The organism is Streptomyces canus 299MFChir4.1 (genome assembly GCF_000383615.1).
GTDB classification, from domain to species: Bacteria; Actinomycetota; Actinomycetes; order Streptomycetales; family Streptomycetaceae; genus Streptomyces; species Streptomyces canus_C.
In genome coordinates this window covers 200,724-225,633 of sequence record NZ_KB911585.1, presented here as the reverse complement: position 1 = coordinate 225,633, position 24,910 = coordinate 200,724, and the positions used below count along the sequence as shown (strand labels likewise).

Below are 24,910 nucleotides of genomic sequence, written 5' to 3'. Positions count from 1 at the left end.
ACCGGGAGGAACCATGAAGTACATGCTGCTCGTCTGCGGCGACGACACCAACGACGCCTCGGGCATGGCACCCGTCGAACCCTGGGTCGAGGAGCTCGGCGACCGTGGCGTACGGCTGCACGGGCACCGGCTCGCGCTGCCCGCCGACGCGGTCACCGTGCGGGTGCGCGGCGGCGAGGTGCTGCGCACCGACGGCCCGTTCGCGGAGACCAAGGAGTACGTCGCCGGCTTCGACGTCCTGGAGTGCGACACCCTGGAGGAGGCGGTCGAGGCGGCCGCCAAGCACCCCGTGGCGACGATCGGGGCCCTGGAGGTACGGCCGTTCTGGGAGGACGAGGACGCCGAGGGGCAGATCCGCCGCCTCGACGCCGAGCTGACGGAGGCGGCGCGCACCGGAGACGTCGAGCGGACGCTCGCCTGCTTCGCCCCGGACGCGGAGGTCGTGGTGGAGGGCCGGCACCACAGGGGTGTCGAGGCGCTCCGCAAGGCCTTCGCCGAGACGTCCACCGGGCCGGTCACCCGCGAGGTCCTGGAGTTCCGGGTCCGTGTCGACGAGAGCATCGCCTTCGCCCACGCCCTCATCCGTACCGGCGACGGGCTGCAGCGTGTCACCACCGGCTACCGCGACGTCGGCCCCCGCTGGCTGATCGCACACGAGCACATCTCCCGCACCACCGAGGAGCGGTCATGAAGTACGTCCTGCTGATCTGCACCCCCGCCGGCGGCGAGGAACTCAGCCCCGCCGAGATCGCCGACGACCCCCGCTTCACCTCCTACATCGAGGAGGTCCGCAGCCGCGACCTCGTCAAGGGCGGAGCCCGTCTGCGCCCCGCCTCCGACGCCACCACCGTGCGCGTCCAGGGCGACGAGGTCCTGCTCACCGACGGCCCGTTCATCGAGTCAAAGGAGTACATCGCCGGCATCGACATCATCGAGGTCGCCGACCTGGACGAGGCGATCTCCCTCGCCTCCCGGCACCCGGCGGCGCTCGCGGGCGGCTCCGTGGAAGTACGGCCAGTGTGGGAGTGAGCGCACAGGAGGCCGTCGCCGCCGCCTTCCGGGAGGAGTGGGGCCAGGTCGTCGCCACCCTGATCCGGGTGACCGGCGACTGGGACCTCGCCGAGGAGTGCGCGCAGGACGCCTTCGCCCAGGCCCTCGACCGGTGGCGGCGCGACGGCGTCCCGCGCCGCCCCGGCGCCTGGCTCACCACGACCGCCCGCCACCGGGCCATGGACGTCCTGCGCCGGGAGGCGGTCGGCGAGCGGAAGATACGGGAGGCGGCCATGCTCACGGCACCCGAGGAGCCGTACGACGACAGCGGTGTCCAGGACGACCGGCTGCGGCTGATCTTCACCTGCTGCCACCCGGCGCTGCACATCGAGGCCCGCGTCGCCCTGACCCTGCGCACCCTCGCCGGACTGACCACGCCGGAGATCGCCCGCGCCTTCCTCGTCCCCGAGGCGACCATGGCGCAGCGCCTGGTGCGGGCCAAGAAGAAGATCCGCAACGCCGGTATCCCCTACCGGGTGCCGCCCGCCCACCTGCTGCCCGAGCGCACGACGGGCGTGCTCGGCGTGATCTACCTGCTGTTCAACGAGGGGTACGCGGCCACCTCGGGCGCCGATCTCGTACGACGGAACCTGTGCGCGGAGGCGATCCGGCTGGCCCGTGTCCTGGTCCGGCTCATGCCCGACGAGCCCGAGGCCCTCGGCCTGCTCGCGCTGCTCCTCCTGCACGACGCCCGCCGCGAGACCCGGGTGGACGCGGCCGGCGACCTCGTGACCCTGGAGGACCAGGACCGCACGGCATGGGACCGCGAGGAGGTCGGCGAGGGCGCGGCCCTGCTGGAGACCGCGCTGCGTCGCGGCCGGCCCGGGCCGTACCAGATCCAGGCCGCCATCGCCGCCTGCCACACGACGGCCGCCACGGCCGAGGACACCGACTGGGCCGACATCGCCGCCCTGTACGGCGAACTGGTCCGCTTCGTGCCCTCGGCCGTGGTCCGCCTCAACCGCGCGGTGGCCGTCGGCATGGCCCGGGGCCCCGACGCGGGGCTGGCCCTGGTCGCGGAACTGGAGCGGGAGGGCGAGCTGAGCGGCTACCACCTGCTCCCCGCGACGCGCGCCGACCTGCTGCGCCGCAGCGGCCGTACGACCGAGGCGGCCCGGGCGTACGAGCGGGCTCTGGAGCTGGTGGAGAACGACGCCGAGCGGCACTTCCTCGAAAAGCGGCTCGCGGAGTGTCGATCCGCGTAGGAGGCGTTCGTCGGTGGGGTGAAGGCAATCCCGAGACACCGGAGGTCCCCATGACCGCCACCGACGCCCGCCGCTGGTACGCCCTCTGTCTGCTCTGCGTCGCCGGGTTCATGGTGATCCTGGACGCGCAGATCGTCGTCCTGGCCCTGCCCTCGATCGCCGACGGCCTCGGCTTCTCCCCGAGCGGCGCCCAATGGGTGATGAGCGCGTATCTGCTCAGCTTCGGCGGACTGCTGCTGCTCGGCGGCCGGATCGCCGACCTGCTGGGCCGCCGCCGCGTCTTCATGACGGGCACCCTGCTGTTCGGGCTCTCCTCGCTGTGGTGCGGGTTCGCCGGCACGGCCGCCGTACTGATCGCCGCCCGAGCGGTCCAGGGCGTCTCGGCCGCCGTCATGGCGCCCACCGCCCTGTCGATCCTGCTGAACACCTTCGAGGAGGGCCCCGAACGCAACAAGGCGCTCGCCCTCTGGTCCGGCAGCGGCGGCTTCGGCGCGACCGCCGCCCTGCTGATCGGCGGCCCTCTCACGGATGTCCTCGGCTGGCAGTGGGTCTTCTTCCTCAACGTGCCCGTCGCCCTGGTCCTGCTGGCACTGAGCCCGGTGCTGCTGCGCGAGAGCCGCACCGAGGCGCGTACCCGCTCCTTCGACCCGATCGGCGCCCTCACCGCCACCGGCGCCCTGGTCGCCTGCGTGTACGCCGTCGTCGAGGCACCCCGCGCCGGATGGCTGTCGGCGCGGACGACCGGCCTGCTGGCCCTCGCGGTGGTGCTCGCCCTCGTCTTCCTGCGCACCGAGTCCCGGGCGAAGGCCCCGCTCGTGCCGCTGCGGCTGCTGCGTTCCCGGACGGTGAGCGGTGCCAACCTGGTCGTCTTCCTGCTCGGCGCCACCGCCTTCGGGATGTCGTACACGCTGTCCCAGTACGGCCAGGGCGTCCTCGGCTGGTCGCCGCTGCGCTTCGGCCTCGCCAACGTCGTGATGCCGCTGGGCGCGGTCGTCGGGTCGTACGCCGGACAGGCCCTGGTCACCAGGACCGGCGCCCGGGCGGTCGCCGTGGGCGGACTGGCGCTGTCCGCCCTGGCCGCCCTGCTGCTGACCGGAGTGCCCGTGGACGGCGGCTTCGTCCGCGACCTGCTGCCCGCCCTGCTGCTCTTCGGGCCCGGCGTCGGGGCCTGCGCGGTCGCCGGGTCCATCGCCGCCCTGACCGGGGTCGGCGAACGGGACTCCGGCGTCGCCTCCGGAGTCCAGACGGCCGCGTTCCAGATCGGCGGGGCCTTCGGCGTCGCCGTCGTCACCTCCGCGACCGTGTCGCACACGGTCGGCACCGGGCGGCTCGCGGCTCTGACGGCGGGCCACCAGGCCGCGTTCACCGCGTGCGTCGTGCTCGCGGTGACCGGCATCGGCTGCGCGCTCGTGCTGCTGCGCCCGGCGACCCGGCGGACGGCGCGCACCTCGGGGCCCGCTCCGGACGAGGCCCGGCCCATGCCGGGCGAGCGGGTCGGCTGAAGCGGACTTTCAGGCGTCGATTGCGTTCGTGATCGCCTTCGCCGGGTCCGATGTCGACGAGGGGGCGCACCGGGCCCGCGACCGGGCCGGTGAGGGGCCTGCGCAGGAAACACGACTTCGCCTCCTGTCGGCGGGGATGACCGCCCCGGCCTAGCGAAGGGCCGCCTCCTTCGCGATCTCCTCGAATCGCGCCCCCATGGCCGCCGCGAGGGCCTGCGCGGCCGACAGGGGACGGACCATCACCATGAACCGGTCGATCAGGCCGTTCTCGTCGACATGGATGAAGTCGCAGCCGTCCAGCGCTCGTTCGCCGACCCGGGTCGCGAAGACCAGCGCGTGGTCGCGGCCGTCCTCGCTGCTCAGCTCGCTCACATAGCGGAAGTCCTCGAAGACCTTGATGACCGCGCTCAGGATCGCCGCCGTGATGGCCTTGCCCTCGTACGGCTTGAACACCACCGGACTCGTGAAGACCACGTTGTCGGCCAGCAACGCCTCCACCGCGCCGAGGTCCCCTGCTTCGACCGCTTCTCGGAACGCTCGCATCACGTCTCCATAGTCAAATTGTTGAGTAGGTGTGGAGTAGATTAATCACCTGCTGCTAGCGTGTCCACATGTCGCTCAAGTACGCCGTCCTGGCCGCTCTGCTGGAGGGCGAGGCCTCGGGCTACGAACTGTCCAAGGTCTTCGACGTCTCGCTGGCGAACTTCTGGCCCGCGACCCCTCAGCAGCTCTACCGCGAGCTGGAGCGCCTGGCGGAGGACGGGCTGATCGAGGCGCGGGTGGTGCAGCAGGAACGCAGGCCGAACAAGCGGCTGTTCACCCTCACCGAGACCGGCCGGCGCGAACTGAGCGCGTTCGCCGCCGAACCGCCCCGCAGGCCGGCCGCGCTCCGTGACGAGTTCCTGATCAAGATCCAGGCCATGGACGGCGTCGACCCCGAGGTCACCCGGGCGTTGTTCGAGGAGCGCCTGTCCTGGGCGCGCGGCAAACTCGCCCGCTACGAGCGGGTCCGGGACCGGTTCCTCGAAGGCCGCACCGAGGAGCGGTACCTCGCGGAGGCCGACCGGATCGGCCCCTATCTCACGCTCCTGGGCGGAATCGCCCTGGAAACGGAGACCGTCCGCTGGTGCGAGCGCGCGCTGGGCATCCTGAAACGCCGTGCTCCCCTAAGCTGACGCGGATGTTCAGCCCAGAAGGCCCCAGCCTCCGCGAACTCGCCGTCCAGGCGCTGTCGTCCGTCGAGCGCGGCTACGACCTGCTCGCCCCCAAGTTCGACCACACGCCCTTCCGTACGCCCGACTCGGTGCTGGACGCCGTCGCGTCCGCGCTGCGCCGGACAGGCCCCTTCGATGCCGGGCTCGACCTGTGCTGCGGCACCGGCGCCGGCGCCCGGGTGCTGACGCGGGTCTGCCGGGAGAGCGTGACCGGCGTCGACTTCAGTGCCGGGATGCTCGACGTGGCGCGCAGGCGGACCCGGTCGAGCGGGCCGCGCCTGTCCTGGGTGCGGGGAGACGCGCGCGCCCTCCCGTTCGCCCCCGCGTCCTTCGACCTCGTGGTGAGTTTCGGGGCCTTCGGCCACTTCCTGCCAGGTGAGCTGCACGGCCTGTTCGCCCAGGTCCGCGAGGTGCTGCGACCGGGCGGCTGTTTCGCCTTCCCGATCGTCGCCCCGCCCCGGCCGTCGTCGCCCGCCTACTGGATGCTCCATGGCTTCGACGCCGTGATGCGGGTGCGCAACGCCCTGTGGCGACCGCCGTTCGTCATGTACTACCGGGCCTTCCGGCTCGGGGACGTACGACGGGAACTGGAATGGGCGGGACTTCGGGTGGAGCTGCACGCCCTGCCCGAGTTCGGTGTGCGCCGGGATGGCAGTCCGCGGGTCCGGATGGTCGTGTCGAGGCGTCCGGTCTAGTCGGTCCGGATTTCCAACTTATCAGTTTGATTTTCCAACTCGCCAGGTTATGGTGAGGGGCGTGACCACATCCACCGAGCACGAGACGCGCATCGACCCCCTGTGGCGGTCCTGGGAGGGGGCGCACGGCGGTCATGTCGCCGCCGTCGCCCTGGCGGCCGTACGCGCGCGCTTCGCCGGCGGAGCCCACCCCGTGCGCACGCTGACCACGCACTTCCTGGCCCCGGCCGCCGCCGGTCCGTTGCATGTCTCGGGCACCGCGCCCGCCTCCGGGCGCCGCACCGCCGCCTGCGTCTTCTCCGGCCACCAGGACGGCCTCCCGGTCGTCGTCGGATCGGCCCTGTTCGGCTCCGGGCGCTCGGGGACGTCGTACGACGGCCAGCCTGCGCCGGACGTGCCGGGCCCGGAGAACTGCCGGGCCGTCCGGCTGCCTGGTCATCTGGCGCCCTTCGCCCGGCAGTTGGAGATACGGCCCGCCACCGCCGACCTCCCGCTGGCCGGCGGGGACCGGGCGGAACTGCTGGCCTGGGTGCGGTTCACGGACGGGCGTGCCCTCGACGCCGGGGCGGTGGTCACCCTCACCGATGTGCTCCCGCCCGCGCTGTACGCGATCTGGCGCAGCCCGCGCCCCGTGCCCAGCGCGGAACTCACCGTCCACTTCACCGACGCCCTCGACGAGAGCGCCGGTGACGGCTGGACCCTCGTACGCATCAGGACCGATCACGCGGGCGCAGGCTGGGCCGTCGACGACAGCGCCGTCTGGGCTGCGGACGGCCGTCTGCTGGCGCTGGGCCGCCAGTCCCGCGTGATGCGCGGCGAGCGTCCCTGAGGCCGGTGGCGGCCCCCGCGGTCACAGGGCGCTGTACAGGGCGTCGATCAGCGCCATCTTGCGCGGGTCGTCGGCGATGTGCGGCCCCATACGGTTCAGCACATAGCCGAGCGCGATACCCGCCTCCGGATCCGCCAGTCCGCACGACCCGCCGAAGCCGTCGTGACCGAAGGCCCGCGGATTGGGCCCGTACGAGCCGTTCGGCCCGCTGAGCCACAGGCCGAGCCCGAGCTCCGTCTCACTGTCGAGCCCCGCGCCGAGCACCAGGTCACGGCACCTGCCCTGGCTCTCGCGGACCCGCTCGGCGGCCTCGGGCGACAGGACGCGGTGGCCGTCGTGGGAACCGCGGCCCGCGAAGACGCCGTACAGCGCGGTGACGGCCCCGGCGGTGCCGTGGCCGTTCGCGGCGGGGATCTCGGCGGCCCGCCACTCGGGTGTGTTCGCCTCCGCGGCGCCCGCCACGGGGTTGGTCAGGGCGGCGATCGCGGCGGGTGCCAACTGGGCGAAGACCGCGGCCTGTTCGCTGGTCGACACGGCCGGTGGATGCACCAGCTCGGCGGCCCGCCCGGCCTCCTTCTCCGGCAGGCCGATGGTGAAGTCGATGCCGAGCGGCCCGGTCACCTCCCGCTCCAGGAAGGCACCCGGCAGCAGCCCCGAGACCCGCCGGACGACCTCGCCCACCAGGAAGCCGTAGGTGAACGCGTGATACCCGGACACCGTGCCCGGCTCCCACCAGGGCTCCGTCGCCGCGAGCCGCCGTGTCGTCAGCTCCCAGTCGAAGAGCTCGGCGAGGGTGTGCGGCTCGCGCAGCCCGGACAGCCCGGCCCGGTGCGACAGCAGGTGCCGTACCAGGACCTTCTCCTTGCCCGCCGCGGCGAACTCCGGCCAGTACGCGGCCACCGGGGCGTCGTAGTCGAGCAGGCCACGGTCGGCGAGGATGTGGGCGCACAGGGCGGTCGGGCCCTTCGTCGTCGACCACACGTTGACCAGTGTGTCGCGCTCCCAGGGGCGGGTGCGGGCCGCGTCGGCCCAGCCGCCCCACAGGTCCACGACCGTCTCGCCGTCGACCGTGACGCTCACCGCGGCGCCCAGCTCGGCACGGTCCCGGAAGTTCTCCTCGAACGCCGTCCGCACGGCCGCGAAACGCTCGTCGCAGTGGCCGTGGACAGCCGGCCGGTACTCGGACATGGGCCCTCCGTCGTCGCCGGAAGCCCGGACCGCGGCACTGCGATCCGGGTCCCGCGAACATACCGACTGGTCGGGCTGGAGGGAAGGTTCCCGCCGGGACTAGGCGTACGAGCGCAGCCAGCGCAGCTTCGCCGCCTGCTGGTAGGGGCCGCCGCCCTCGTGGTCGTTGAAGTCGTAGACCTCGATCGCCTTGTCGCCGTGGCTCCAGGCGTTGAAGGCCGCGAACACCGTGGAGGGCGGGCAGGTCTGGTCCTCCAGGGCCGCCGAGAAGAGCGCCGGGGTGCGGCCGCGGCTCGCGAAGTGCACGCCGTCGAAGTAGGCGAGGGTGCCGAGGACGTCCGCGGAGCGGCCGCGGTGCGTCTTGAGATAGAGGCCGATCTCCCGGTACGGGTGACGGTCCGTCATGGTCGCCGCGCGCGGGAAGTCGCACAGGAACGGCACGTCCGGGGCGACCGCCGCCAGGTCCGGCACCAGACCGCCGACCGCGATCGAGATGCCGCCGCCCTGGCTGCCGCCGAGGACGACCGTGCGTGCCGGGTCGGTCAGCGGGTGCGAACGGGCCGCCTCCAACGCACGCACGCCGTCGGTGAACACCCGGCGGTAGTAGTAGTTCTCGGGGGCGTCGATGCCCCGGGTCATGAACCCGGGGTAGGCGGGCGCGCCGGCCACCGGGTCGGCGGTGCCACCGCCGCCGCCCCAGGCGCTGCCCTGACCGCGGGTGTCCATCACGAAGTGCGCCCGGCCCGTCGACGCCCACAGCAGGTGCTCGTGGGGCAGGCCGCGGCCGCCGCCGTACCCGATGAACTCCACGACCACCGGTATGGGGGCGGAGACCTCGGCGGGGATCGTGAACCAGCCCTTGACCGGGTGGCCGCCGAACCCGGCGAACGTCACGTCGTACACCTTCACCGTGGACAGGCCCGTGTCGACGAACTCGAAGCGGGCGTCCAGGTCGTGCTCGCGGGCCTCCTGAAGGGTCTTGGACCAGAACGCGTCGAAGTCCTCGGGCTCCGTGGACTCGCTGCGGTACTCGCGCAACTCGTCGATGGGGAGGTCGAACAGGGCCATGCAGGACCACCTTTGCGAAGGAGCAGTGCCGGATGATCACACCGTACGTGCGTGGCAGGACGAATCGCCAGGCCTCGTGGACGGAGGGCTGGAGAGCGCCTGTGGTCGGCCGGCCGTCGCGAATGGCCGGGTCGCATTCCCCCGGGCCGACGTCGTCAGGCCCGGCGGCGGGTCCACTGCGGTTCGGTGAGCGCCCAGTCCCGTTCCCACTCGGCGAGCCGGTGGCGGCCGGCCGCACCGCGGACCAGCGAGTGGCCGAGGAGGATCACGGCGATCGTGGCGCCCGCGCCACAGGCGCCCATCACCAGGGTGTGCTGCCAGATCGCGGTCTCGTCCGGCGGCGGGGCCACGCTCCGGCCCCGGGCGTCGAACCACACGTCGACCTTCTCGCCCCGGTCGGTACCCGCCGGGACCCGGGCCGTGGCGGTCTTCGTCGCCCCGGCGTCCGTCCAGCGCACGGTCACCCGGTAGGAGCGCTCCCGGCCGCCCTGGACCGCGGGCGGCGAGTCCGGGACCCTGCCGACGACCTCCGCGCGGACCCGGTGGCGTTCCGAGCGCTGCTCGGCCGCCACCGCACGGGCGTCGTCATGCGCCCACCAGCCCACGACCGCGCCGGTCAGCGGGGCCCCCAGCAGCATCAGCACGGCGACGGCCAGCACCGTCCACGCCTCGACGACGTCCGACCGGCGCCTGAGGGGATTGCGCCGCCAGCGCCAGCCGCGCACCCGGGTTCCCATGTCGACCTCCGCACCACGCACCCCTGCGAGTGGTCATACAGATGTAGTACCCCTCCATCCGCGTCGTTCACGTGCGGGGTGCGCGTATACCGGCCGGCGCGCCCCAGCAGCCGGCACGCGGGCGCACGATCGTCAGCCGAAGCGCTCGATCCGGATACGGTCCACCGGCTGTCCGGCCTCCACCAGTAGTCGCGAGGCATGCTCGGCGAACGCGTTGGAACCGCACACATAGGCCTCCCACCCACCCTCAGGCTGCTCGGCCAGGAGCGGCGCCACATGTGCGGCCGACATACGTCCGACGGGCACCCCGTCCGGGGCGCTCCGCGTGAACACGGGGGTCGTCTCGGCGCCGAGCTCCCGCGCGTAGATCAGCTCCTCGGGGCTGCGCGCCGACACCAGCAGCCGCAGCGGCACGGACAGCCCGCGCGCTCGGTGGTGGCGCACCATCGACATCAGCGGTACGACCCCGGAGCCGGCCCCGACCAGCAACGCGGGCCGGTCGCCGGGCCAGGCGAAGAAACCGCTCAGTGGCCCCCGCACCTCGACCTGGTCACCGGGTTCGGCCACCTTGTGGAACCAGCCCGAGACCTCACCGCCCTCGACATGATCCAGGGTCAGCTCGATGTGCCCCGAGTCCTCCGGCGGCGAGGCGATCGAGTAGTGGCGCTGGGCGGTGTAACCGTCCTCGGCGGTCAGCCGCAGCATCAGATGCTGGCCGGGCACGTGCCCCTGCCAGGCGGGCACCGCGAAGCGGAACGTGGACACGTACGGGGTCTCGCGGCGGACCTCGGTGAGCGTGGCGGTCTGCCACACGGAGGCGACGCCGTCGCCGACGGCGATACGCCCCGGCACCGCGAACCGCGTGACGGGAGCGAAGGCGGGGGAGGAGAGCGCCTCAGTCACCGGAGTACCTCTGCTCCGCCCACGGGTTGCCCCGCGCGTGATAGCCGTTCCGCTCCCAGAAACCCGGCTCGTCATGGTCGAGCAGGGTCAGTCCCGCGACCCACTTGGCGCTCTTCCAGAAGTACAGGTGCGGCACCAGCAGCCGCGCCGGACCACCGTGTTCGGCGGGCAGCGGCTTCCCGTCGTACTCCCACGCGATCCAGGCCCGCCCACCGGTCAGGTCCGCGAGCGGCAGGTTCGTGGTGTAGCCGGTGTGCGAGTAGGCGACGGCATGGGTGGCGGACCCATGTGGCCGCGCCACAGCCAGAAACGCGTCCAAGGGCACCCCCGCGAACCGCACCCCGAACTTCGACCAACTCGTCACGCAGTGGATGTCACCCTCGTAGGCGGACATGGGCAGCGCGTGCGCCTCGTCCCAGTCCCAGGTGTGCGGTTGCTCGACCAGTCCGTCCACCCGGAACGTCCAGTCGGCCGGCGACAGGTCCGGCGTGACCTCCGCGGACAGGACGGGCCAGTCGTCGCCCGCGTCGTACTGGCCCGGTGGCAGACCGGTGTTGTTCACACGGGGGCGCCCGGTGAAGCCTCGGGTGACGTTCATGCTTCCACCGTACGTGGTCTCCGCGCGTGCTCCGTCCCAGGTCAGTGCCCCGATCATTGCGGCCGTATGAACACCGCACGGCACCGGGAATAGCCGGCGCGCGCCGCTCCTTGGCGCTGGAGTGCCGGGCCGGTGCCCGGTGAGGTACGAGGAGAGCGAGGAAGCAGATGCCCAAGGCGTACGTCTTCACGCGGTACGGCGGCCCGGAGACCGAGGCGTTCGTGGACGTGGACCGGCCGAGTCCCGGACCGGGCCAACTCGTGGTGGCCGTCCGCGCGGCGGGCGTGAACCCCGTCGACTGGAAGCAGCGCACGGGCTTCCGGCGCCCCGGCGAGCACGAGGAGCCGGTCTTCCCCGTCGTGTTCGGCAACGAGGTCTCCGGTGTCGTCGAGGAGATCGGGGACGGCGTGGCGGGCTTCGCCGTCGGGGACGAGGTCTTCGGTACCGCGCTGGCCGGCGGCTACACCGAGTACACCCTGGTGCCGGCCGCAATCGCCGCGCACAAGCCGGTGGGGCTGCCCCACACGGTGGCCGCCACCCTGCCCGTCGCCGCCGCGACCGCGTACGACGGCATCCGCCAGCTCGACCTGCCCTCGGGCGCCACGCTGCTGGTGACGGGTGCGGGCGGCGGAGTCGGCGCGGCGGCCGTACAGATCGCCCGCGCCTTCGGCCTTCGCGTGATCGGCGTCGCGAGCGAGGGCAAGAAGGACCTCGTCGAGTCGCTCGGCGCCGTCCACGTGGCTTCCGGTCCCGGCTGGGCCGAGCGGGCCCGGACGGCCGCGCCGGACGGCATCGAAGGGGTGTACGACCTCGTCGGCGGCGAAGTGCTCGCCGCGTCCGCCGAGTTGCTCACCGACCGGACCAAGCTGATCACCGCCGGGGCCTCCGAGGAGGACGTGCGGCGGGTGGGCGGCGCACACGTGACGCGGGCCCGCAACGCGGCCGTACTGGAGGAGGTGGCGCGGCTCGTGCTGGAGGGGAACCTGGACCCGCACATCACCGAAACGTTTCCCCTCGACCGGGCGGGCGACGCGCTGCGCACGGTCGAGGAGGGCCACGCCCGCGGCAAGACGGTCATCGAGGTCGCCCGATGACCGCCGGCGCACCGCACGTCCTCGACAACCCGGCCCTCGCCTCCCTGACCGGCCCGCACGCCCACTTCGCCGAGAAGCGCGGCAGGGTCCTGCGCTACCCCGCCGACGTGTCTCCGTGGCTCGCCCTGCCCGACGAGCCCGACGCCGGCGACTGGGCCGACATCGCGGCGCTCGCGGGGGCCGGCGCGGAAGTGCCGCTGCCCGGTTACGCGGGCCAGGTGCCCGCGGGCTGGGAGATCACCTTCCATGTCGAGGGTGTGCAGTTCGTCGACGACGGTCTCGCCACCGCGCCCGACCCGGAGGCAGTCCGTCTCGGCCCCGCCGACGTGCCCGAGATCCTCGACCTGGTCGCCCGCACCCAACCCGGGCCCTTCCTGCCCCGCACCATCGAGATGGGCACCTACCTGGGCATACGCCGGGAAGGAGCCCTCGTCGCGATGGCGGGGGAGCGGCTGCACCCGCCGGGCTGGACCGAGCTCAGCGCGGTCTGCACCGACCCCGCCGTCCGCGGCCAGGGCCTCGCGACCCGGCTGGTCCTCGCCGTCGCCCACGGCATCCGGCAGCGCGGTGAGACGCCGTTCCTGCACACCGCGGCCCGGAACACCCATGCCATCCGGCTCTACGAGTCCCTCGGCTTCCGGCTCCGGCGCACCACCGCGTTCCTCGCCGCCCGGGTACCCGAGCGGTTGCCGGAGGGGGTCTTCTAGGCGTCCTCGGCCGGACCGGGCCAGGCGTTGTAGCGCATGAGGTACCCGGCGAACCGCTCCAGGTCCTCCCGCGACCACTCCGCGAGCCGTTCGCCGACGGCCGCGCGGCGGCTCACGGTGACCTGGCCCAGGATGCGCCGGCCTGCCGCGGTCAGATGCAGCACCTGGACACGGTGGTCCTCCGGGTCCTGGCGCCGCTCGACGAGACCGGCCCGCTCCAGAGCGGTGACCTGGCGGCTCACCGTGGACTTGTCCAGGGCGTAGTGGGCGGCCAGGTCGGTGGCGCGGCAGCCGTCGCGCTCCTCCAGATGCCCGAGGAGCGTGTACGACACCAGCGACAGCTCCGGATGCAGTCGGCCCGCCGAGGCCCGGGCCCGTCGCGCGAAGACCGTCATCTCGCGCTGGATGGTCTCCACGGCCGTCGCTGCTTCCACCAGACCTCCCTCAAGGTACTGGTTGCAGAGTACAACTCGCGGCGTCCTGGGGTAGGGTGGCCCTCCGGCTGAGGGCAGTCCCAGCCGTGACAGACCGAGGGAGGTGAGACCCATCAACGCTGTGTCAGATCGGGTGCTCTCTCCTCGAACCGGCGCGGATCACCGCTCGTAGGCCCAGGTGACCGCGGGAGCGCCCTTCGGCTCTCGAAAGGCTCTCGGCTTCCATGCCCTCACTCTCTCCCCGTTTCACCTCCGCCGACTCCGTCGTCACCGCCCTGCGCACCGCGGGCTGCGTCTTCGCCGAGGACGAGGCCCGGCTGATCCTCGCCGCCGCCCGCACCCCGGACGAACTGGCGGACATGGTCGACCGCCGGGTCATCGGCCACCCCCTCGAACTCGTCGTCGGCTGGGCCGAGTTCCGGGGACTGCGGGTCACCGTGGCTCCCGGCGTCTTCGTGCCGCGCCGGCGCACCGAGTTCCTCGTCGACCAGGCCCTCGCCCTGGCGCCGGGCGCCTCCGTCGTCGTGGACCTGTGCTGCGGCTCCGGCGCGGTCGGCGCCGCGCTCGCCGCCGCGCTGGGCCCGGTCGAACTGCACTCCGCCGACATCGACCCGGCCGCGGTGGACTGCGCCCGCCGCAACACCGCCGACGCGGGCGGCCGGGTCCATACCGGCGACCTCTTCGAGGCCCTCCCCGCCGGTCTGCGCGGGCGGGTCGACATCCTCGCGGCCAACGTCCCCTACGTGCCCACCGAAGAGGTCGCTTTCCTGCCCACCGAGGCCCGCGACCACGAGCCCCTGGTCGCCCTCGACGGCGGCACGGACGGCCTGGACGTCCTGCGCCGGGTCGCGGCCGAGGCCCCTCAGTGGCTCGCCCCGGGCGGCCACCTCCTCGTCGAGACCAGCGAACGCCAGGCCCCCGCCGCCGTCGACGCCTTCACCCGCAGCGGCCTGACCTCCCATCTGGCGGTCTCCGAGGAGCTGTACGCCCACGTCGTGATCGGCACCAGCGCCTAGGCCCAGCCCGGAGCCCATGTCCCCGCGCCCGGCGCTTCGGGCCGGGTGGCGTGCAGATGGGCCCGGAGGGCGGCGAGGGCCGGATGGGAGTTGTCGGAGCGCCAGATCAGGGAGTGGGGGTAGACCGGGGTGGGCCCGTGGACCGGGATGCGGCGCAGGTCCTGGTCGGACGGCCAGACCAGACGGGTGAGCTCGCCGACGAGGGTAGCCAGGGTCGCGGAGTCGGCGATGGTGTCGAGGAGGGGGTCGGTACCGAAGTCGGGTCCTGTGACCTCGATGGTGAGACCGAAGGCGGCCGCGAGATCGTCGTAGTACGTGCCCCACTCGGTCCCGGTGACCAGGCCGGGCATCCAGATGCGGTGCCCGGCCAGTTCGGACGGCGCCACCGAGCGGGCTCCCGCGAGCGCGTGGCCGGGGCCGGTGAGCAGTTGGACCGGCTCGTCGTAGACCCGCACGGACGCGATGTCGTCGGCCGACTGCCCCGAGGAGTGCGGGACGGCACGGAAGGACGCGTCGATCGTGCCGGACCGGAGGGCGGCGAGGGCCGCGTCGGCGTCGAACAGGGTGACCACGTCGAGTTCGATGCCGGGGTGCGTGCGGTGGAAGGCGCGCAGCAGTTCCGCGGGGGCGAGCCGGCGGCCGATCACGTCGACGCGCAGCGCCCGGCTGCCCGGCCGGACCGAGGCGGCCGCCCGTTCCGCGGCCCGGAGGAGTTCGCGGGCGTGCGGCAGGAACGCCTGTCCGTCGATGGTCAGCCGGGCGCCGCGCGGTGTACGGGTGAACAGCAGCGCCCCGAGGTCCCTCTCCAGCGTGGCCACCCGCTTCGACACGGCCTGCTGGGTGACTGCCAGCCGGTGGGCGGCCTCCTGGAACCGCCCCGCGTCCGCCACGGCGACGAAGGTGCGTACGGCGTCGAGATCCATGCGGGAACCCTAGGCCGTCGGGGCACAACCCCGGGTTGTGGCCGGTCGGTCCCGTGGTTGTTTGATCTGCGGGCCCGGCACTGGGTTGGATGGCGTCGGTCACCGCGGGGTTGTCGGCGAGGGGGTTCGGGCGTGGACGGGAGACGGTCGCTGGGGCGGCGGTTCGGGTGGCTGTGGGCGGCCTACGCGGTCAGTGCCTTCGGCACCTCGCTGTCGTTCGGAGCCTTCCCGCTGATCGCCGTCCTGGTGCTGCACGCCGGCCCCGCCGCGGTGTCCGCGCTGGCGGCCGCGGGGCTCGCCGTCGGCGCGGCGGTGGCGGTGCCGCTCGGACCCTGGGTGGAGTTCCGGCGCAAGCGGCCGGTGATGGTCGCGATGGACCTCGCCCGGTTCGCCGCCCTGTTGAGCGTCCCCGCCGCCTACGCGCTCGGTGCGCTCACCTTCGCCCAGCTCCTGGCCGTGTCGGTGGTCGTCGCCGCGGCCGACATCACCTTCTCCGCCGCTTCCGGGGCCTTCCTCAAGTCCCTCGTCGACCGGGACGACCTGCTGGTCGCCAACGGGCGGTTCGAGGCGACGAACTGGACCGCCATCGTGATCGGACCTCCCCTCGGCGGGGCCGCCATCGGGGTCTTCGGTCCCGTGACGACCCTGCTGGCCGACGCCGTCAGCTATCTGCTGTCGGCGCTGGGGATCCGCGCGATCGGCGGCGGCGAAGCACGGCCCGAGCCCGCCGGCGCGGCGAAGGGGTCCCTCCTGGAGGGCTGGCGCCACATCCTGGCCAGTCCCGTGCTGCGCCCCCTGTTCTTCAACACGGTCCTCGTCAACGCCCTGATCATGGTGCCGGTACCGCTGCTGACCGTCCTCATGCTGGGTCCGCTGGGCTTCGCCCCCTGGCAGTACGCGCTCGCCTTCTCGGTGCCCTGCCTCGGCGGTCTCCTCGGCTCACGGATCGCGCGCCCCCTGGTCACCCGGTACGGACAGCACCGCGTGCTGATCACCTCGGGTGCCCTGCGCGCGTGCTGGCCCCTCGGCCTCGCCTTCGTCGGCCCCGGAACGGCCGGACTGCTGCTCGTCATGGCCGTCGAACTCGGGGTGATCACCTCATGCGCCGTCTTCAACCCCGTGTTCTCCACCCACCGGCTGCAGATGACGCCGACGGACCGGGTGGTCCGCACCCTCTCCGCCTGGTCGGTGACGGGCAAGCTGATCACCGCGGCCCTGACCGCTCTGTGGGGCCTCCTGGCCACCCTCACCGGAACCCGCGCTGCGATCGCGCTCGCCGGGCTCCTGCTGCTGGCCACCCCGTTCCTGCTGCCCCGCCGGGCCGCCGCCGGATCCGGCGTGAGCCGGGACGCCCTGCCCTCCTCCGCCGGGTCCCCGTGACGCCCCTCCTGTGGTCCGGGGCCGGCCTGTCGATCTCCCTGGGGCGAGAGGCGTACGTCCCTCAGGTCGCGGGCGACTGCACCCGCGCGATCAGCAGCGCCACGTCGTCGGAGTTGTCCGGCTGGTGCAGTGTGCGCAGCAGCAGGTCGCAGATCTCCTCCAGCGGCCCGTCGGGGGTGTCGAGCAGGTCGAGGAGCGCGTCCAGGCGCTCGTCGAGCGGGTGCTGGCGGGTCTCGACGAGTCCGTCCGTGTACAGGACGAGACGGTCACCGGGTGCGAGGTCGACGGTGGTGGTGGAGAAGGCGACACCGCCCACGCCCAGCGGCGCCCCCGTGGGCAGTTCGAGCAGTTCGGGGGGACGGCCGGGGCGCAGCCGCACCGGAGGCAGGTGCCCGGCGTTGGCGATCCGGCACTGCCCGAGCCCCGGATCGTGCACGGCGTACACGCAGGTGGCGATGGAGTGGTCCAGGTCCTCGGTGATCCGGTCGAGGTGTTCGAGCAGCTTGGCCGGGTCGAGGTCGAGGGAGGCCAGGGTGTTGGTCGCGGTGCGCAGCCGGCCCATGGTCGCGGCGGCGCTGATGCCGCTGCCCATCACGTCGCCCACGACCAGCGCGGTCTTGCCCCCGCCGAGCGGGATGACGTCGAACCAGTCGCCGCCGACCTCGGCGGTGGCACCCGCGGGCTGGTAGCGGGAGGCGACCTCCAGGCCGCCGGTCACGGCCGGGTGGCTGGGCAGCAGGCTGCGCTGGAGGGTGAGAGCGGTGTTGCGGGCGTCCTGGTACCAGCGGGCGTTGTCGATCTGCACCGCCGCCCGGGCCGCCAGTTCCCGCGCCAGCAGCAGGTCGTCCTCGCCGAAGGGCTCCGGATGGTGCACGCGCTTGAGGTCGAGGGCGCCGAGCACCTCGCCGCGCGCGATCAGCGGCACGGCGAGATAGGAGTGCACACCGGCCCTGGCCAGCTGTGCGGCCGCTTCCGGTGAGCGGGCGATGCGCACCAGGTCCTCGGGACCGACCTGCGCCACCAGGACCGGGCTCCCCGTGCGCACGCACTCGGTGACCAGGCGCTCGGGGGCGTACCGGGCGACCTGCCCGGGCGGATCGGCCGCGCCCAGGGCGTCCGGGGCACCGGCCGCCTCGACGGCCAGGGGACGCATCACGGCGGGCTCGGTGGGCCGCAGGGTGCTCGGCCTGCCCTGCACCACCGCCTCCAGCAGGTCCACGGCCGCCACGTCCGCGAGCTCCGGCACCGCCACGTCGGCCAGCTCGCGGGCGGTGCGGTCCAGGTCGAGGGTGGTGCCGATGCGGGCGGAGGCGTCGGCGACGAGCGCGAGGCGGCGCCGGGCCGTCTCGGCCTCCACCGTCGCCAGATGGTGCTCGGTGACGTCCAGCACCGAACCCGCCACCCCCAGGACGGTGCCCAGCGCGTCCTCCAGGCGGTACAGCGAGACCGACCAGGCGTGGTCGGTGTCGGGATCCGCGGGCGTACGCCAGACCGTGTGCTGGTCGACCAGCGGCTTGCCGGTGCGCAGCACCTCGCGGGCGGCGGCCTCGAAGGCGGCCACGTCCAGATGCGGCAGCACCTCGCCGATCTTCCGCCCGACGTGCTCCTCGGCCGGAACGCCGTTCAGCAGTTCCAGGGCCGGGTTCACCGAGACGTACCGCAGCTCGGTGTCCAGCACGGCCAGCCCTATCGGGGACTGGGAGATCATCCGGGTGGACAGCGCCACGTCCCGCTCCAGGCGGCGCACGGTCGACTGGTCGGCGCACAACCCGAGCGCGTAGACGGCGCCGCGGTCGTCGAGCAGCCGCATGTTGCGGAACTCCACCAGTTTGGTGCCGCCGTCCTTGCGCCGGACGGGGAAGGCGCCGGCCCAGCTCTGGCCGGTCTCCATGACGTCCGCGAACAGCTTGACGACCAGGTCGGCGTGCTGCTCGTGGATCATCAGGTGGGCCGCGTACTGCCCGAGCGCCTCCTGCGCGCCGTAGCCGAACAGCTCCTCGGCCTGCGGGCTCCACAGCACGATGCGGCCCTTGGCGTCCAGTACCACCGAGGCCATGCCCAACTCGTCGAGCAGCCCGCTCGGCCGTCCCGCCCCGCGCGGGGGCTCTCCGCCCTCGGACGTGGGTATTCCGGCTGCACCCATTGCACGAACCGCCTTAGACCGTCCTCGCGGCACGCCGTGGCCCTGTGCCGACTCCCCTTGTTCTACCGCGTTGAACGGTCTCCGGGACCACGCGGTCGTGTTCTTCCACCATCCCTCAACACGAGGGGGCGCGTCCGGTGAAGTGCGCCGGGGTGACGAAGGCCGCTTGTTCATTCGATTGGCCTGTACATGACTGCCGTAGGGGCGCCAGACTGTCCGCCGACCCACCTCACCCACGCTCCAGGAGCCTCAGGAGACATCCATGCCCCTGCGCGCCAGACAGCGTTGTCATGCGCTGCTCGCCGCCCTCGCCACCCTCACCGCGACGGCCCTCCTGGCCGCCGCGCCGCCGGCCTCCGCCGCCGACACCTGGACCGAGGCCGGTTCCGACCGCGCCGACCCGCTCACCGAGAGCCAGGGCCTCACCTCGGTCGAGGTCCCCGCCGGAGCCGCCAACCGGTACACCGGCATCGGCACCATCCCCATCGGCGTCTCCACCCGCGGCTGGAACCACGTGGGCGACCCCGACGCCTCCTACGACGGCCACTACATCGAGCCCTACCAGGCGGACTCCGGCACCGCGAAGATGTACCGCGTGCAGGCGCCGAACGGGACCTGGTCCGAGTACGTCCACACGCTCAGCCCGGGCGAGGCGCTCAACAACTCCTGGGTCGCCGTCTCGCCCGACGGACAGTGGATGCTCTCCGGCGAGTGGGGCACCATGACCCGCTTCCTGGTCTTCCCCACGCCCGGCGTCAACGCGAGCACCTCGCCCTCGGCGAACCTTCCACAGGCGGCCACCGTCACCCTCGACCACGCCGTCCGGGACGTACAGGGCTGCGACTTCCTGAGCGCCACCCAGCTGCTGTGCTCCTCGGACGACCCGGCGGGCACGCTCTTCGGATACACCAAGCCGCTCCTCCAGATCGACCTGACCGCCGCCCCGACCGGCTCGGCGAACGTCACCGGGCATGTCACGGCCCTGCGTCAACTGCCCCTCAGGAGCGGGTGCTCCGGCACGTTCGAGGCGGAGGGCATCGACTACGACCGCCGTACCGGAACCCTGCGGGTGATCGTCGTCTCACCCGGCTTCTGTGTCCTGACGGACAGCAAGACGTACCGCTTCACCAGGAGTTGAGCTTCTGACGGGCGGGTGCCGGCCCTTCGCGAATGAGGGTCGGCACCGATGGCGGGGCCCCGGGGCCGGATGCGACGGTGGCACGAACACCCCACCACACCAAGGGAGATCTGGCATCCACCCCCGTGAAACACAGCCTGCACGACGTCCTGCCGCACCCCCGGGCGAGGTGACCCGTGGGACACGCTGACACCCTGCTCGCCATGGGCGGCGCCTTCCTGGCCGCCGCGTTCCTCGCCCGCCTCGGCGGCCGGATCGGACTGCCGACCATCCCGCTGTTCATGCTGGCCGGCATCCTGCTCGGGCCGCACACGCCCGGCCTGGTCCTGGTCGAGGACGCGCACGACTTCGAGATGCTCTCCGCGCTCGGCCTGGTGCTGCTGCTGTTCTACCTGGGCCTGGAGTTCCACGTCGACGACCTCCGCACCGACGGCAGGCGCCTGCTCGCGGCGGGCGGCATCTATCTCCTGGCGAACGTCGGCGCCGGGCTCGGCTTCGGGTTCGCGCTGGGCTGGGGAACCCGGGAGGCGCTGGTGCTCGCCGGGGTCCTCGGCATCTCCTCGTCCGCGATCGTCACCAAGATCCTCATCGACCTGGGGAGGATCGGCCGCCCCGAGACCCGGCTGATCCTCGGCGTGATCGTGGTGGAGGACATCTTCCTCGCGCTCTACCTCGCGGCGCTCCAGCCGGTGATCAGCGGCGCGCGCGGTCCGGTGGAGGTGCTCCTCCAGGCGGGCAAGGCCTTCGGATTCCTGCTGGTGCTGGCCGCCGCCGCCCGGTACGGCACGCGCTGGATAGGCCGGCTGGTCCAGGTCCGGGACGACGAGCTCCTGGTCATCAGCTTCCTCGGCGCCGTCGTGCTCGTCGCCGGGATCTCCGAGGTGCTCGGCGTCGCCGACGCCATCGGCGCCTTCATGGTGGGGCTGATGCTGGCCGGCACGCCCTCCGGGCCACGCATCCGCCGACTGGTGCACCCGCTGCGCGACGCCTTCGCCGCGATCTTCTTCTTCGCGTTCGGACTGTCCATCGACCCCGGCGTCGTCACGTCCGTCGCCGGACCCGTCGCCGCGGCCGCGGGCGTGACCGTGGTGATGAACATCGTCGCCGGTCTGCTCGTCGCGCGGCTCTACGGCTACGGCGCCCAGCGCGCCGCCGACATCGCGACCACCCTCGTGGCACGCGGCGAATTCGCCCTGATTCTCGGCGCGATGGCGGCGAGTGCGGGGCTGGACGCACGTCTGGCGCCGTTCATCGCCGGGTATGTCCTTGTCCTGGCCGTACTCGGCCCCGTGGCCGCGGGGCGGGCCCATCTGTTGGCCCGGGCCCTGGGGTCCCGTCGTCGTACCCGGACGCCCGGGGACGACACCGCACCGGCGCCGGTCTCCGTCGCGGTGGGGGCGGACGCCGAACGGTAGGGGCCGTGTGAAGGAGGAGTCATGCGCCAGCCCGACGACGAACACCTGGTCGATCTCGCGGCACGGCTGGAGCGTGACGACCCACGGTTCACCCGCGCGCTGGGTTCGGGCCGCCCGGCCCGGCCCCGCGAGTACCGGCGTGCCGGGGCATGGGGGACCCTGGCCGTGGCCCTGGCCCTCCTCGCCACCGGCACGGCACTACCCGAGGGCCTTCTCGTGGCCCTGGGCGTGGTGCTCGCCGGAATCGCCGTACCCATGTTCGACCCGCCCCGGGATCGGCCGCAGCGCTGACAGCCTCGCCGGTAGTGCTCCGGGAAAGGTGGTGCTTTTCTGGGGGTGTGGTGCGGCTCGCGGGGAACCCGGCGGTCCGGTCATCGCCACGAGAGGAGCGACCACGATGGATCGTGAGCAAGCGCACGAGGAGTCTGTCTCCCTGGAGATCAGCGGATGCAGCGCGGAGGACGCGCGGATCGTCTTCGACACGCTGAGCACCTGCTTCGAGTCGGACCGGGGAGCCGACGAGGTGCCGCAGCAATTGCACGAGTCGCGGCCGATGGTGTGGCTGGGGACCTTCGAAGTGACCGAGGCGCGGTCGTGTCCGCCGCCCGCACGGTTGTCGTCCTCCGTGGAGGCCGATGCACAGGGCGGGTACTGGGCCATCGAGAGGCTTCGCGAGACCTTGGACTCCATGTTCACGGTGCGGGAGCTCTCGTCCGCGTCGGGGGACCAGGAGCGGGAACTGCATGTGAGGCTGGAGAGTCGTTGACGGTCCGCGGCGCCGTCGTGGCCGGTCACGCGGTTCCCCGCGCCGCTGCGGGGGCGCGACCGGCCACCCGGTGATCAGCCCTGCCGCACCGGGACCACCACCATCTCGGCGACATCGACGTTCGGCGGAGCCGCCACCGCGAAGGCGATGGCTTGTGCGATGTCCTTCGCGGTCAGGGGCGTCAGACCGGTGCGCACGCGGGACAGAGGCTTCCGGGTCTCTGCGTCCCGCATGTCGGCGCCCGGCTCGGTGGTGGTGATCCCTTGGTGGCGCAGTAGGCGGACCAGCCGGGAAAGGGGAGACCCCCGCCCACGGAACCGACGTGGACCAGGTCCGCCGGGCCGCCGCCGGAGGCCGCCGCGAGGAGACACGACCCGGACGCGCGCGCGTTCTACCCGGACTGGGAGCCCGTGGCGGTGAACACCGTGGCCGCGCTGCGCGCCGCCGCGGGGACCGGTCGCGAGGATCCGCGGCTGGTCGCGGCGGTCGGCGAACTCTCGCTGCGCAGTGCGGAGTTCGGCCGACTGTGGGCCCGCCACGACATCCGCCGCAAGACCCGCGAGAGCAAATGATTCCGGCATCCGCAGGTCGGTGAACCGACCCTGGAATACGAGTCGTTGACTGTCAACAGCGCCCCCGGCCGGCAGCTGGTCGTCTATCAGGCCGAGCCCGGCAGCCCGTCCCAGCAGGCCCTCGCCCTGCTGGGGAGCCTGGCCGCCGCCGAGACCGAGAAGTCCGGCGGGACGAGCGGAAAGGACGCCCGCACCTGAAGCCGTCGACGTGGCCCGGATCACCCCTCCCGGTTGTGCAACTAGTTGCATAAAGGTGTCGCGGTCCTCTACAACAGAGAGCACGAGACCGCGACGGAGGGGCCCGATGAGCCGTTACCCGCACCTGCTGAACCCGCTCGACCTGGGCTTCACCACCCTGCCCAACCGCGTGCTGATGGGCTCCATGCACGTCGGCCTTGAGGAGGCCGAGCGCGGCTTCGAGCGCATGGCCGCCTTCTACGCGGAGCGGGCACGCGGGGGAGTGGGCCTGATCGTCACCGGCGGCATCGCACCCAACGAGGAGGGGCGGCCCGCCGAGGGCGGCGCCAAGCTCACCACGGACGCGGAGGCCGAGCAGCACCGGACCATCACCGAGGCCGTGCACCGCGAGGGCGGCCGGATCGCGATGCAGATCCTGCACTTCGGCCGGTACGCCTACCACCGGGACCTCGTCGCCCCGAGCCCCCTCCAGGCGCCGATCAGCCCCTTCGTGCCCCGCGAGCTCACCGACGCCGAGGTCGAGCGGACCATCGACGACTACGCCCGCACCGCCCGCCTGGCCCGGCAGGCCGGCTACGACGGTGTGGAGATCATGGGCTCCGAGGGCTACCTCATCAACGAGTTCATCGCCGCGCAGACCAACCACCGCACCGACCGCTGGGGCGGCTCGTACGAGAACCGCATGCGCCTGCCCGTGGAGATCGTGCGACGGGTGCGCGAGGCCGTCGGCGAGGACTTCATCATCGTCTACCGGCTGTCCATGCTGGACCTCGTCCCGGGCGGCTCCACGCTCGACGAGGTGATCACCCTCGCCAGGGCCGTCGAGGCCGCCGGGGCCACGATCATCAACACCGGCATCGGCTGGCACGAGGCCCGCATCCCCACCATCGCGACCTCGGTCCCGCGCGGGGCCTACACCTGGGTGACGAAGCGGCTCATGGGCGAGGTGTCGATCCCGCTCGTCACCACCAACCGCATCAACACCCCCGAACTGGCCGATGAGTTGCTCGCCGACGGGTACGCGGACATGGTCTCGATGGCCCGCCCGATGCTCGCCGACCCGGAGTTCGTGAACAAGGCCGCGGCCGGTACGCCCGAGGCGATCAACACCTGCATCGGCTGCAACCAGGCCTGCCTCGACCACACCTTCGGCGGGAAGATCACCTCCTGCCTGGTCAACCCGCGCGCCTGCCACGAGACCGAACTGGTGCTGGCGCCCACGCGGTTGAGGAAGCGGGTCGCGGTCGTCGGTGCGGGACCGGCCGGACTCGCCTGTGCCGTGAGCGCCGCCGAACGCGGCCACGAGGTCACCCTGTTCGACGCCGCGAGCGAGATCGGCGGCCAGCTCAACGTCGCCCGCCGGGTCCCCGGCAAGCAGGAGTTCGACGAGACGATCCGCTACTTCCGCCACCAGCTCGACGCCCACGGAGTGGACGTACGGCTCGACACCCCGGTGTCCTGTGCCGACCTGGACGCCTACGACGAGGTCGTGGTCGCCACCGGGGTTTCCCCGCGCACCCCGGACATCCCGGGCGTCGACCACCCCAGCGTGGTCGGCTACCTCGACGTCCTGCGCGACAACGCCCCTGTCGGCGGCCGGGTCGCGATTCTCGGCGCGGGCGGCATCGGCTTCGACGTCGCCGAGTTCCTCACCGACGGCGGCGACAAGGCGCACGAGAACCCCGAGACGTACTTCCGCCAGTGGGGCGTCGACATGGACTACACGGCGCCGGGCGGACTCGCGGCCCCCGAACGCCCCGCCCCGCCCCGCACCGTGCACCTCCTCCAGCGCAAGACCAGCAAGGTCGGCGCCGGGCTCGGCAAGACCACCGGCTGGATCCACCGGACCGAGCTCAAGCACCGGGGCGTCTCCATGGTCCCCGGGGTGCGCTACGACCGTATCGACGACGCCGGACTGCATGTCACCGTCGGCGGGGAGAGCACGGTCCTGAAGGTCGACACCATCGTGCTGTGCACCGGGCAGGAACCGCGCCGGGACCTGTACGAGGAGCTCGTCGCCGCGGGCCGCAGCGCGCACCTGATCGGCGGTGCCGACGTGGCCGCCGAGCTGGACGCCAAGCGGGCCGTCAAGCAGGGCACCGAGGTCGCGGCCGCCCTCTAGGGGGCGTCCCTAG

The 24,910-nt window shown here is 72.7% G+C and carries 26 protein-coding genes and 1 pseudogene; 17 read left to right on the top strand and 10 right to left on the bottom strand.

Features of this window, described 5'->3' with window-relative positions:
- Positions 1-13 precede the first annotated feature (13 nt).
- From H293_RS0111970 to H293_RS0111955, 4 genes are read left to right on the top strand one after another with little or no spacing between them, the layout of a single operon-like run.
- Positions 14-691, top strand: a complete 678-nt coding sequence (locus H293_RS0111970; RefSeq protein WP_020118116.1) for an SgcJ/EcaC family oxidoreductase — start codon at positions 14-16, stop codon at positions 689-691.
- A complete protein-coding gene (locus tag H293_RS0111965; protein WP_020118115.1) occupies positions 688-1,029 on the top strand; it encodes a YciI family protein in 342 nt (113 codons plus the stop codon). The genes H293_RS0111970 and H293_RS0111965 overlap by 4 nt, the downstream gene beginning before the upstream one ends.
- A complete protein-coding gene (locus H293_RS0111960) occupies positions 1,026-2,255 on the top strand; it encodes an RNA polymerase sigma factor (protein ID WP_020118114.1) in 1,230 nt (409 codons plus the stop codon). The genes H293_RS0111965 and H293_RS0111960 overlap by 4 nt, the downstream gene beginning before the upstream one ends.
- 50 nt (positions 2,256-2,305) lie before the next feature.
- Entirely contained in the window at positions 2,306-3,757 is a 1,452-nt protein-coding gene (locus H293_RS0111955) for an MFS transporter (protein ID WP_020118113.1), read from the top strand.
- A gap of 150 nt (positions 3,758-3,907) precedes the next feature.
- On the opposite strand, the gene H293_RS0111950 is transcribed toward H293_RS0111955, so the two are convergent.
- A complete protein-coding gene (locus H293_RS0111950) occupies positions 3,908-4,300 on the bottom strand; it encodes a nuclear transport factor 2 family protein (RefSeq protein WP_020118112.1) in 393 nt (130 codons plus the stop codon).
- Positions 4,301-4,368: 68 nt separating this feature from the next.
- Between H293_RS0111950 and H293_RS0111945 the strand changes: the two genes are divergently transcribed.
- From H293_RS0111945 to H293_RS0111935, 3 genes are all read left to right on the top strand, one after another.
- On the top strand, positions 4,369-4,932 hold the full coding sequence (locus tag H293_RS0111945; protein WP_020118111.1) for a PadR family transcriptional regulator: 564 nt from the start codon (positions 4,369-4,371) through the stop codon (positions 4,930-4,932).
- 5 nt (positions 4,933-4,937) lie between these two features.
- Positions 4,938-5,666, top strand: coding sequence for a class I SAM-dependent methyltransferase (locus H293_RS0111940; protein ID WP_020118110.1), 729 nt, complete (start codon positions 4,938-4,940; stop codon positions 5,664-5,666).
- Positions 5,667-5,727: 61 nt separating this feature from the next.
- Positions 5,728-6,495, top strand: coding sequence for an acyl-CoA thioesterase (locus tag H293_RS0111935; RefSeq protein ID WP_020118109.1), 768 nt, complete (start codon positions 5,728-5,730; stop codon positions 6,493-6,495).
- A gap of 21 nt (positions 6,496-6,516) precedes the next feature.
- Here the strand turns inward: H293_RS0111935 and H293_RS0111930 are convergent, their stop codons facing one another.
- The 5 genes from H293_RS0111930 to H293_RS0111910 all read right to left on the bottom strand — a co-directional run bounded on the left by H293_RS0111930 (position 6,517) and on the right by H293_RS0111910 (position 10,989).
- Complete coding sequence (locus H293_RS0111930) at positions 6,517-7,683, bottom strand: EstA family serine hydrolase (RefSeq protein ID WP_020118108.1); 1,167 nt, start codon at positions 7,681-7,683, stop codon at positions 6,517-6,519.
- Between the two features lie 99 nt (positions 7,684-7,782).
- Entirely contained in the window at positions 7,783-8,751 is a 969-nt protein-coding gene (locus H293_RS0111925; RefSeq protein ID WP_020118107.1) for an acetylxylan esterase, read from the bottom strand.
- Between the two features lie 155 nt (positions 8,752-8,906).
- Positions 8,907-9,488: an Rv1733c family protein gene (locus tag H293_RS0111920; protein WP_028807765.1), complete on the bottom strand. Its 582-nt coding sequence runs from the start codon at positions 9,486-9,488 to the stop codon at positions 8,907-8,909.
- A gap of 132 nt (positions 9,489-9,620) precedes the next feature.
- Positions 9,621-10,391 (bottom strand): ferredoxin reductase, encoded by a 771-nt coding sequence (locus H293_RS0111915; RefSeq protein ID WP_020118105.1) that lies wholly within the window; start codon positions 10,389-10,391, stop codon positions 9,621-9,623.
- Complete coding sequence (locus tag H293_RS0111910; RefSeq protein WP_028807764.1) at positions 10,384-10,989, bottom strand: sulfite oxidase-like oxidoreductase; 606 nt, start codon at positions 10,987-10,989, stop codon at positions 10,384-10,386. Before H293_RS0111910 ends, H293_RS0111915 begins: the two co-directional genes overlap by 8 nt.
- A 167-nt stretch (positions 10,990-11,156) precedes the next feature.
- Here H293_RS0111910 and H293_RS0111905 point away from each other — a divergent pair, with 167 nt between their 5' ends.
- Positions 11,157-12,083: an NADP-dependent oxidoreductase gene (locus H293_RS0111905; protein WP_020118103.1), complete on the top strand. Its 927-nt coding sequence runs from the start codon at positions 11,157-11,159 to the stop codon at positions 12,081-12,083.
- The gene (locus tag H293_RS0111900) at positions 12,080-12,790 is read left to right on the top strand and encodes a GNAT family N-acetyltransferase (RefSeq protein ID WP_020118102.1); all 711 of its coding nucleotides are present in this window, start codon (positions 12,080-12,082) and stop codon (positions 12,788-12,790) included. Before H293_RS0111905 ends, H293_RS0111900 begins: the two co-directional genes overlap by 4 nt.
- Here H293_RS0111900 and H293_RS0111895 read toward each other — a convergent pair.
- Entirely contained in the window at positions 12,787-13,224 is a 438-nt protein-coding gene (locus H293_RS0111895; RefSeq protein ID WP_020118101.1) for a MarR family winged helix-turn-helix transcriptional regulator, read from the bottom strand. The two genes, H293_RS0111900 and H293_RS0111895, sit on opposite strands and share 4 nt — an antisense overlap.
- Before the next feature lie 224 nt (positions 13,225-13,448).
- On the opposite strand from H293_RS0111895, the gene H293_RS0111890 reads away from it, so the two are divergent.
- On the top strand, positions 13,449-14,240 hold the full coding sequence (locus tag H293_RS0111890) for a putative protein N(5)-glutamine methyltransferase (RefSeq protein ID WP_020118100.1): 792 nt from the start codon (positions 13,449-13,451) through the stop codon (positions 14,238-14,240).
- Here the strand turns inward: H293_RS0111890 and H293_RS0111885 are convergent.
- On the bottom strand, positions 14,237-15,163 hold the full coding sequence (locus H293_RS0111885) for a LysR family transcriptional regulator (protein ID WP_020118099.1): 927 nt from the start codon (positions 15,161-15,163) through the stop codon (positions 14,237-14,239). The genes H293_RS0111890 and H293_RS0111885 overlap by 4 nt on opposite strands.
- Before the next feature lie 132 nt (positions 15,164-15,295).
- Here H293_RS0111885 and H293_RS0111880 point away from each other — a divergent pair, with 132 nt between their 5' ends.
- Positions 15,296-16,543, top strand: coding sequence for an MFS transporter (locus H293_RS0111880; protein WP_020118098.1), 1,248 nt, complete (start codon positions 15,296-15,298; stop codon positions 16,541-16,543).
- Positions 16,544-16,604: 61 nt separating this feature from the next.
- Here the strand turns inward: H293_RS0111880 and H293_RS0111875 are convergent, their stop codons facing one another.
- Positions 16,605-18,686 (bottom strand): SpoIIE family protein phosphatase, encoded by a 2,082-nt coding sequence (locus H293_RS0111875; RefSeq protein ID WP_028807763.1) that lies wholly within the window; start codon positions 18,684-18,686, stop codon positions 16,605-16,607.
- 262 nt (positions 18,687-18,948) lie between these two features.
- On the opposite strand from H293_RS0111875, the gene H293_RS0111870 reads away from it, so the two are divergent.
- The 4 genes from H293_RS0111870 to H293_RS0111855 all read left to right on the top strand — a co-directional run bounded on the left by H293_RS0111870 (position 18,949) and on the right by H293_RS0111855 (position 22,005).
- Positions 18,949-19,824, top strand: a complete 876-nt coding sequence (locus tag H293_RS0111870) for a hypothetical protein (protein ID WP_020118096.1) — start codon at positions 18,949-18,951, stop codon at positions 19,822-19,824.
- Positions 19,825-20,000: 176 nt separating this feature from the next.
- Complete coding sequence (locus tag H293_RS0111865; protein ID WP_020118095.1) at positions 20,001-21,239, top strand: cation:proton antiporter; 1,239 nt, start codon at positions 20,001-20,003, stop codon at positions 21,237-21,239.
- A gap of 21 nt (positions 21,240-21,260) precedes the next feature.
- Positions 21,261-21,530 (top strand): DUF3040 domain-containing protein, encoded by a 270-nt coding sequence (locus H293_RS0111860; RefSeq protein ID WP_020118094.1) that lies wholly within the window; start codon positions 21,261-21,263, stop codon positions 21,528-21,530.
- Between the two features lie 106 nt (positions 21,531-21,636).
- Positions 21,637-22,005 (top strand): hypothetical protein, encoded by a 369-nt coding sequence (locus H293_RS0111855; protein WP_020118093.1) that lies wholly within the window; start codon positions 21,637-21,639, stop codon positions 22,003-22,005.
- Between the two features lie 74 nt (positions 22,006-22,079).
- Here the strand turns inward: H293_RS0111855 and H293_RS59155 are convergent, their stop codons facing one another.
- Positions 22,080-22,238 (bottom strand): hypothetical protein, encoded by a 159-nt coding sequence (locus H293_RS59155; RefSeq protein ID WP_020118092.1) that lies wholly within the window; start codon positions 22,236-22,238, stop codon positions 22,080-22,082.
- Positions 22,239-22,415: 177 nt separating this feature from the next.
- Between H293_RS59155 and H293_RS52630 the strand changes: the two are divergent.
- Together H293_RS52630 and H293_RS0111835 are read left to right on the top strand one after the other, a co-directional pair.
- Positions 22,416-22,775 (top strand): annotated as a pseudogene (locus H293_RS52630) (MmyB family transcriptional regulator).
- A 106-nt stretch (positions 22,776-22,881) separates the two neighbouring features.
- Complete coding sequence (locus H293_RS0111835) at positions 22,882-24,897, top strand: NADPH-dependent 2,4-dienoyl-CoA reductase (protein WP_020118089.1); 2,016 nt, start codon at positions 22,882-22,884, stop codon at positions 24,895-24,897.
- Positions 24,898-24,910: the final 13 nt, after the last annotated feature.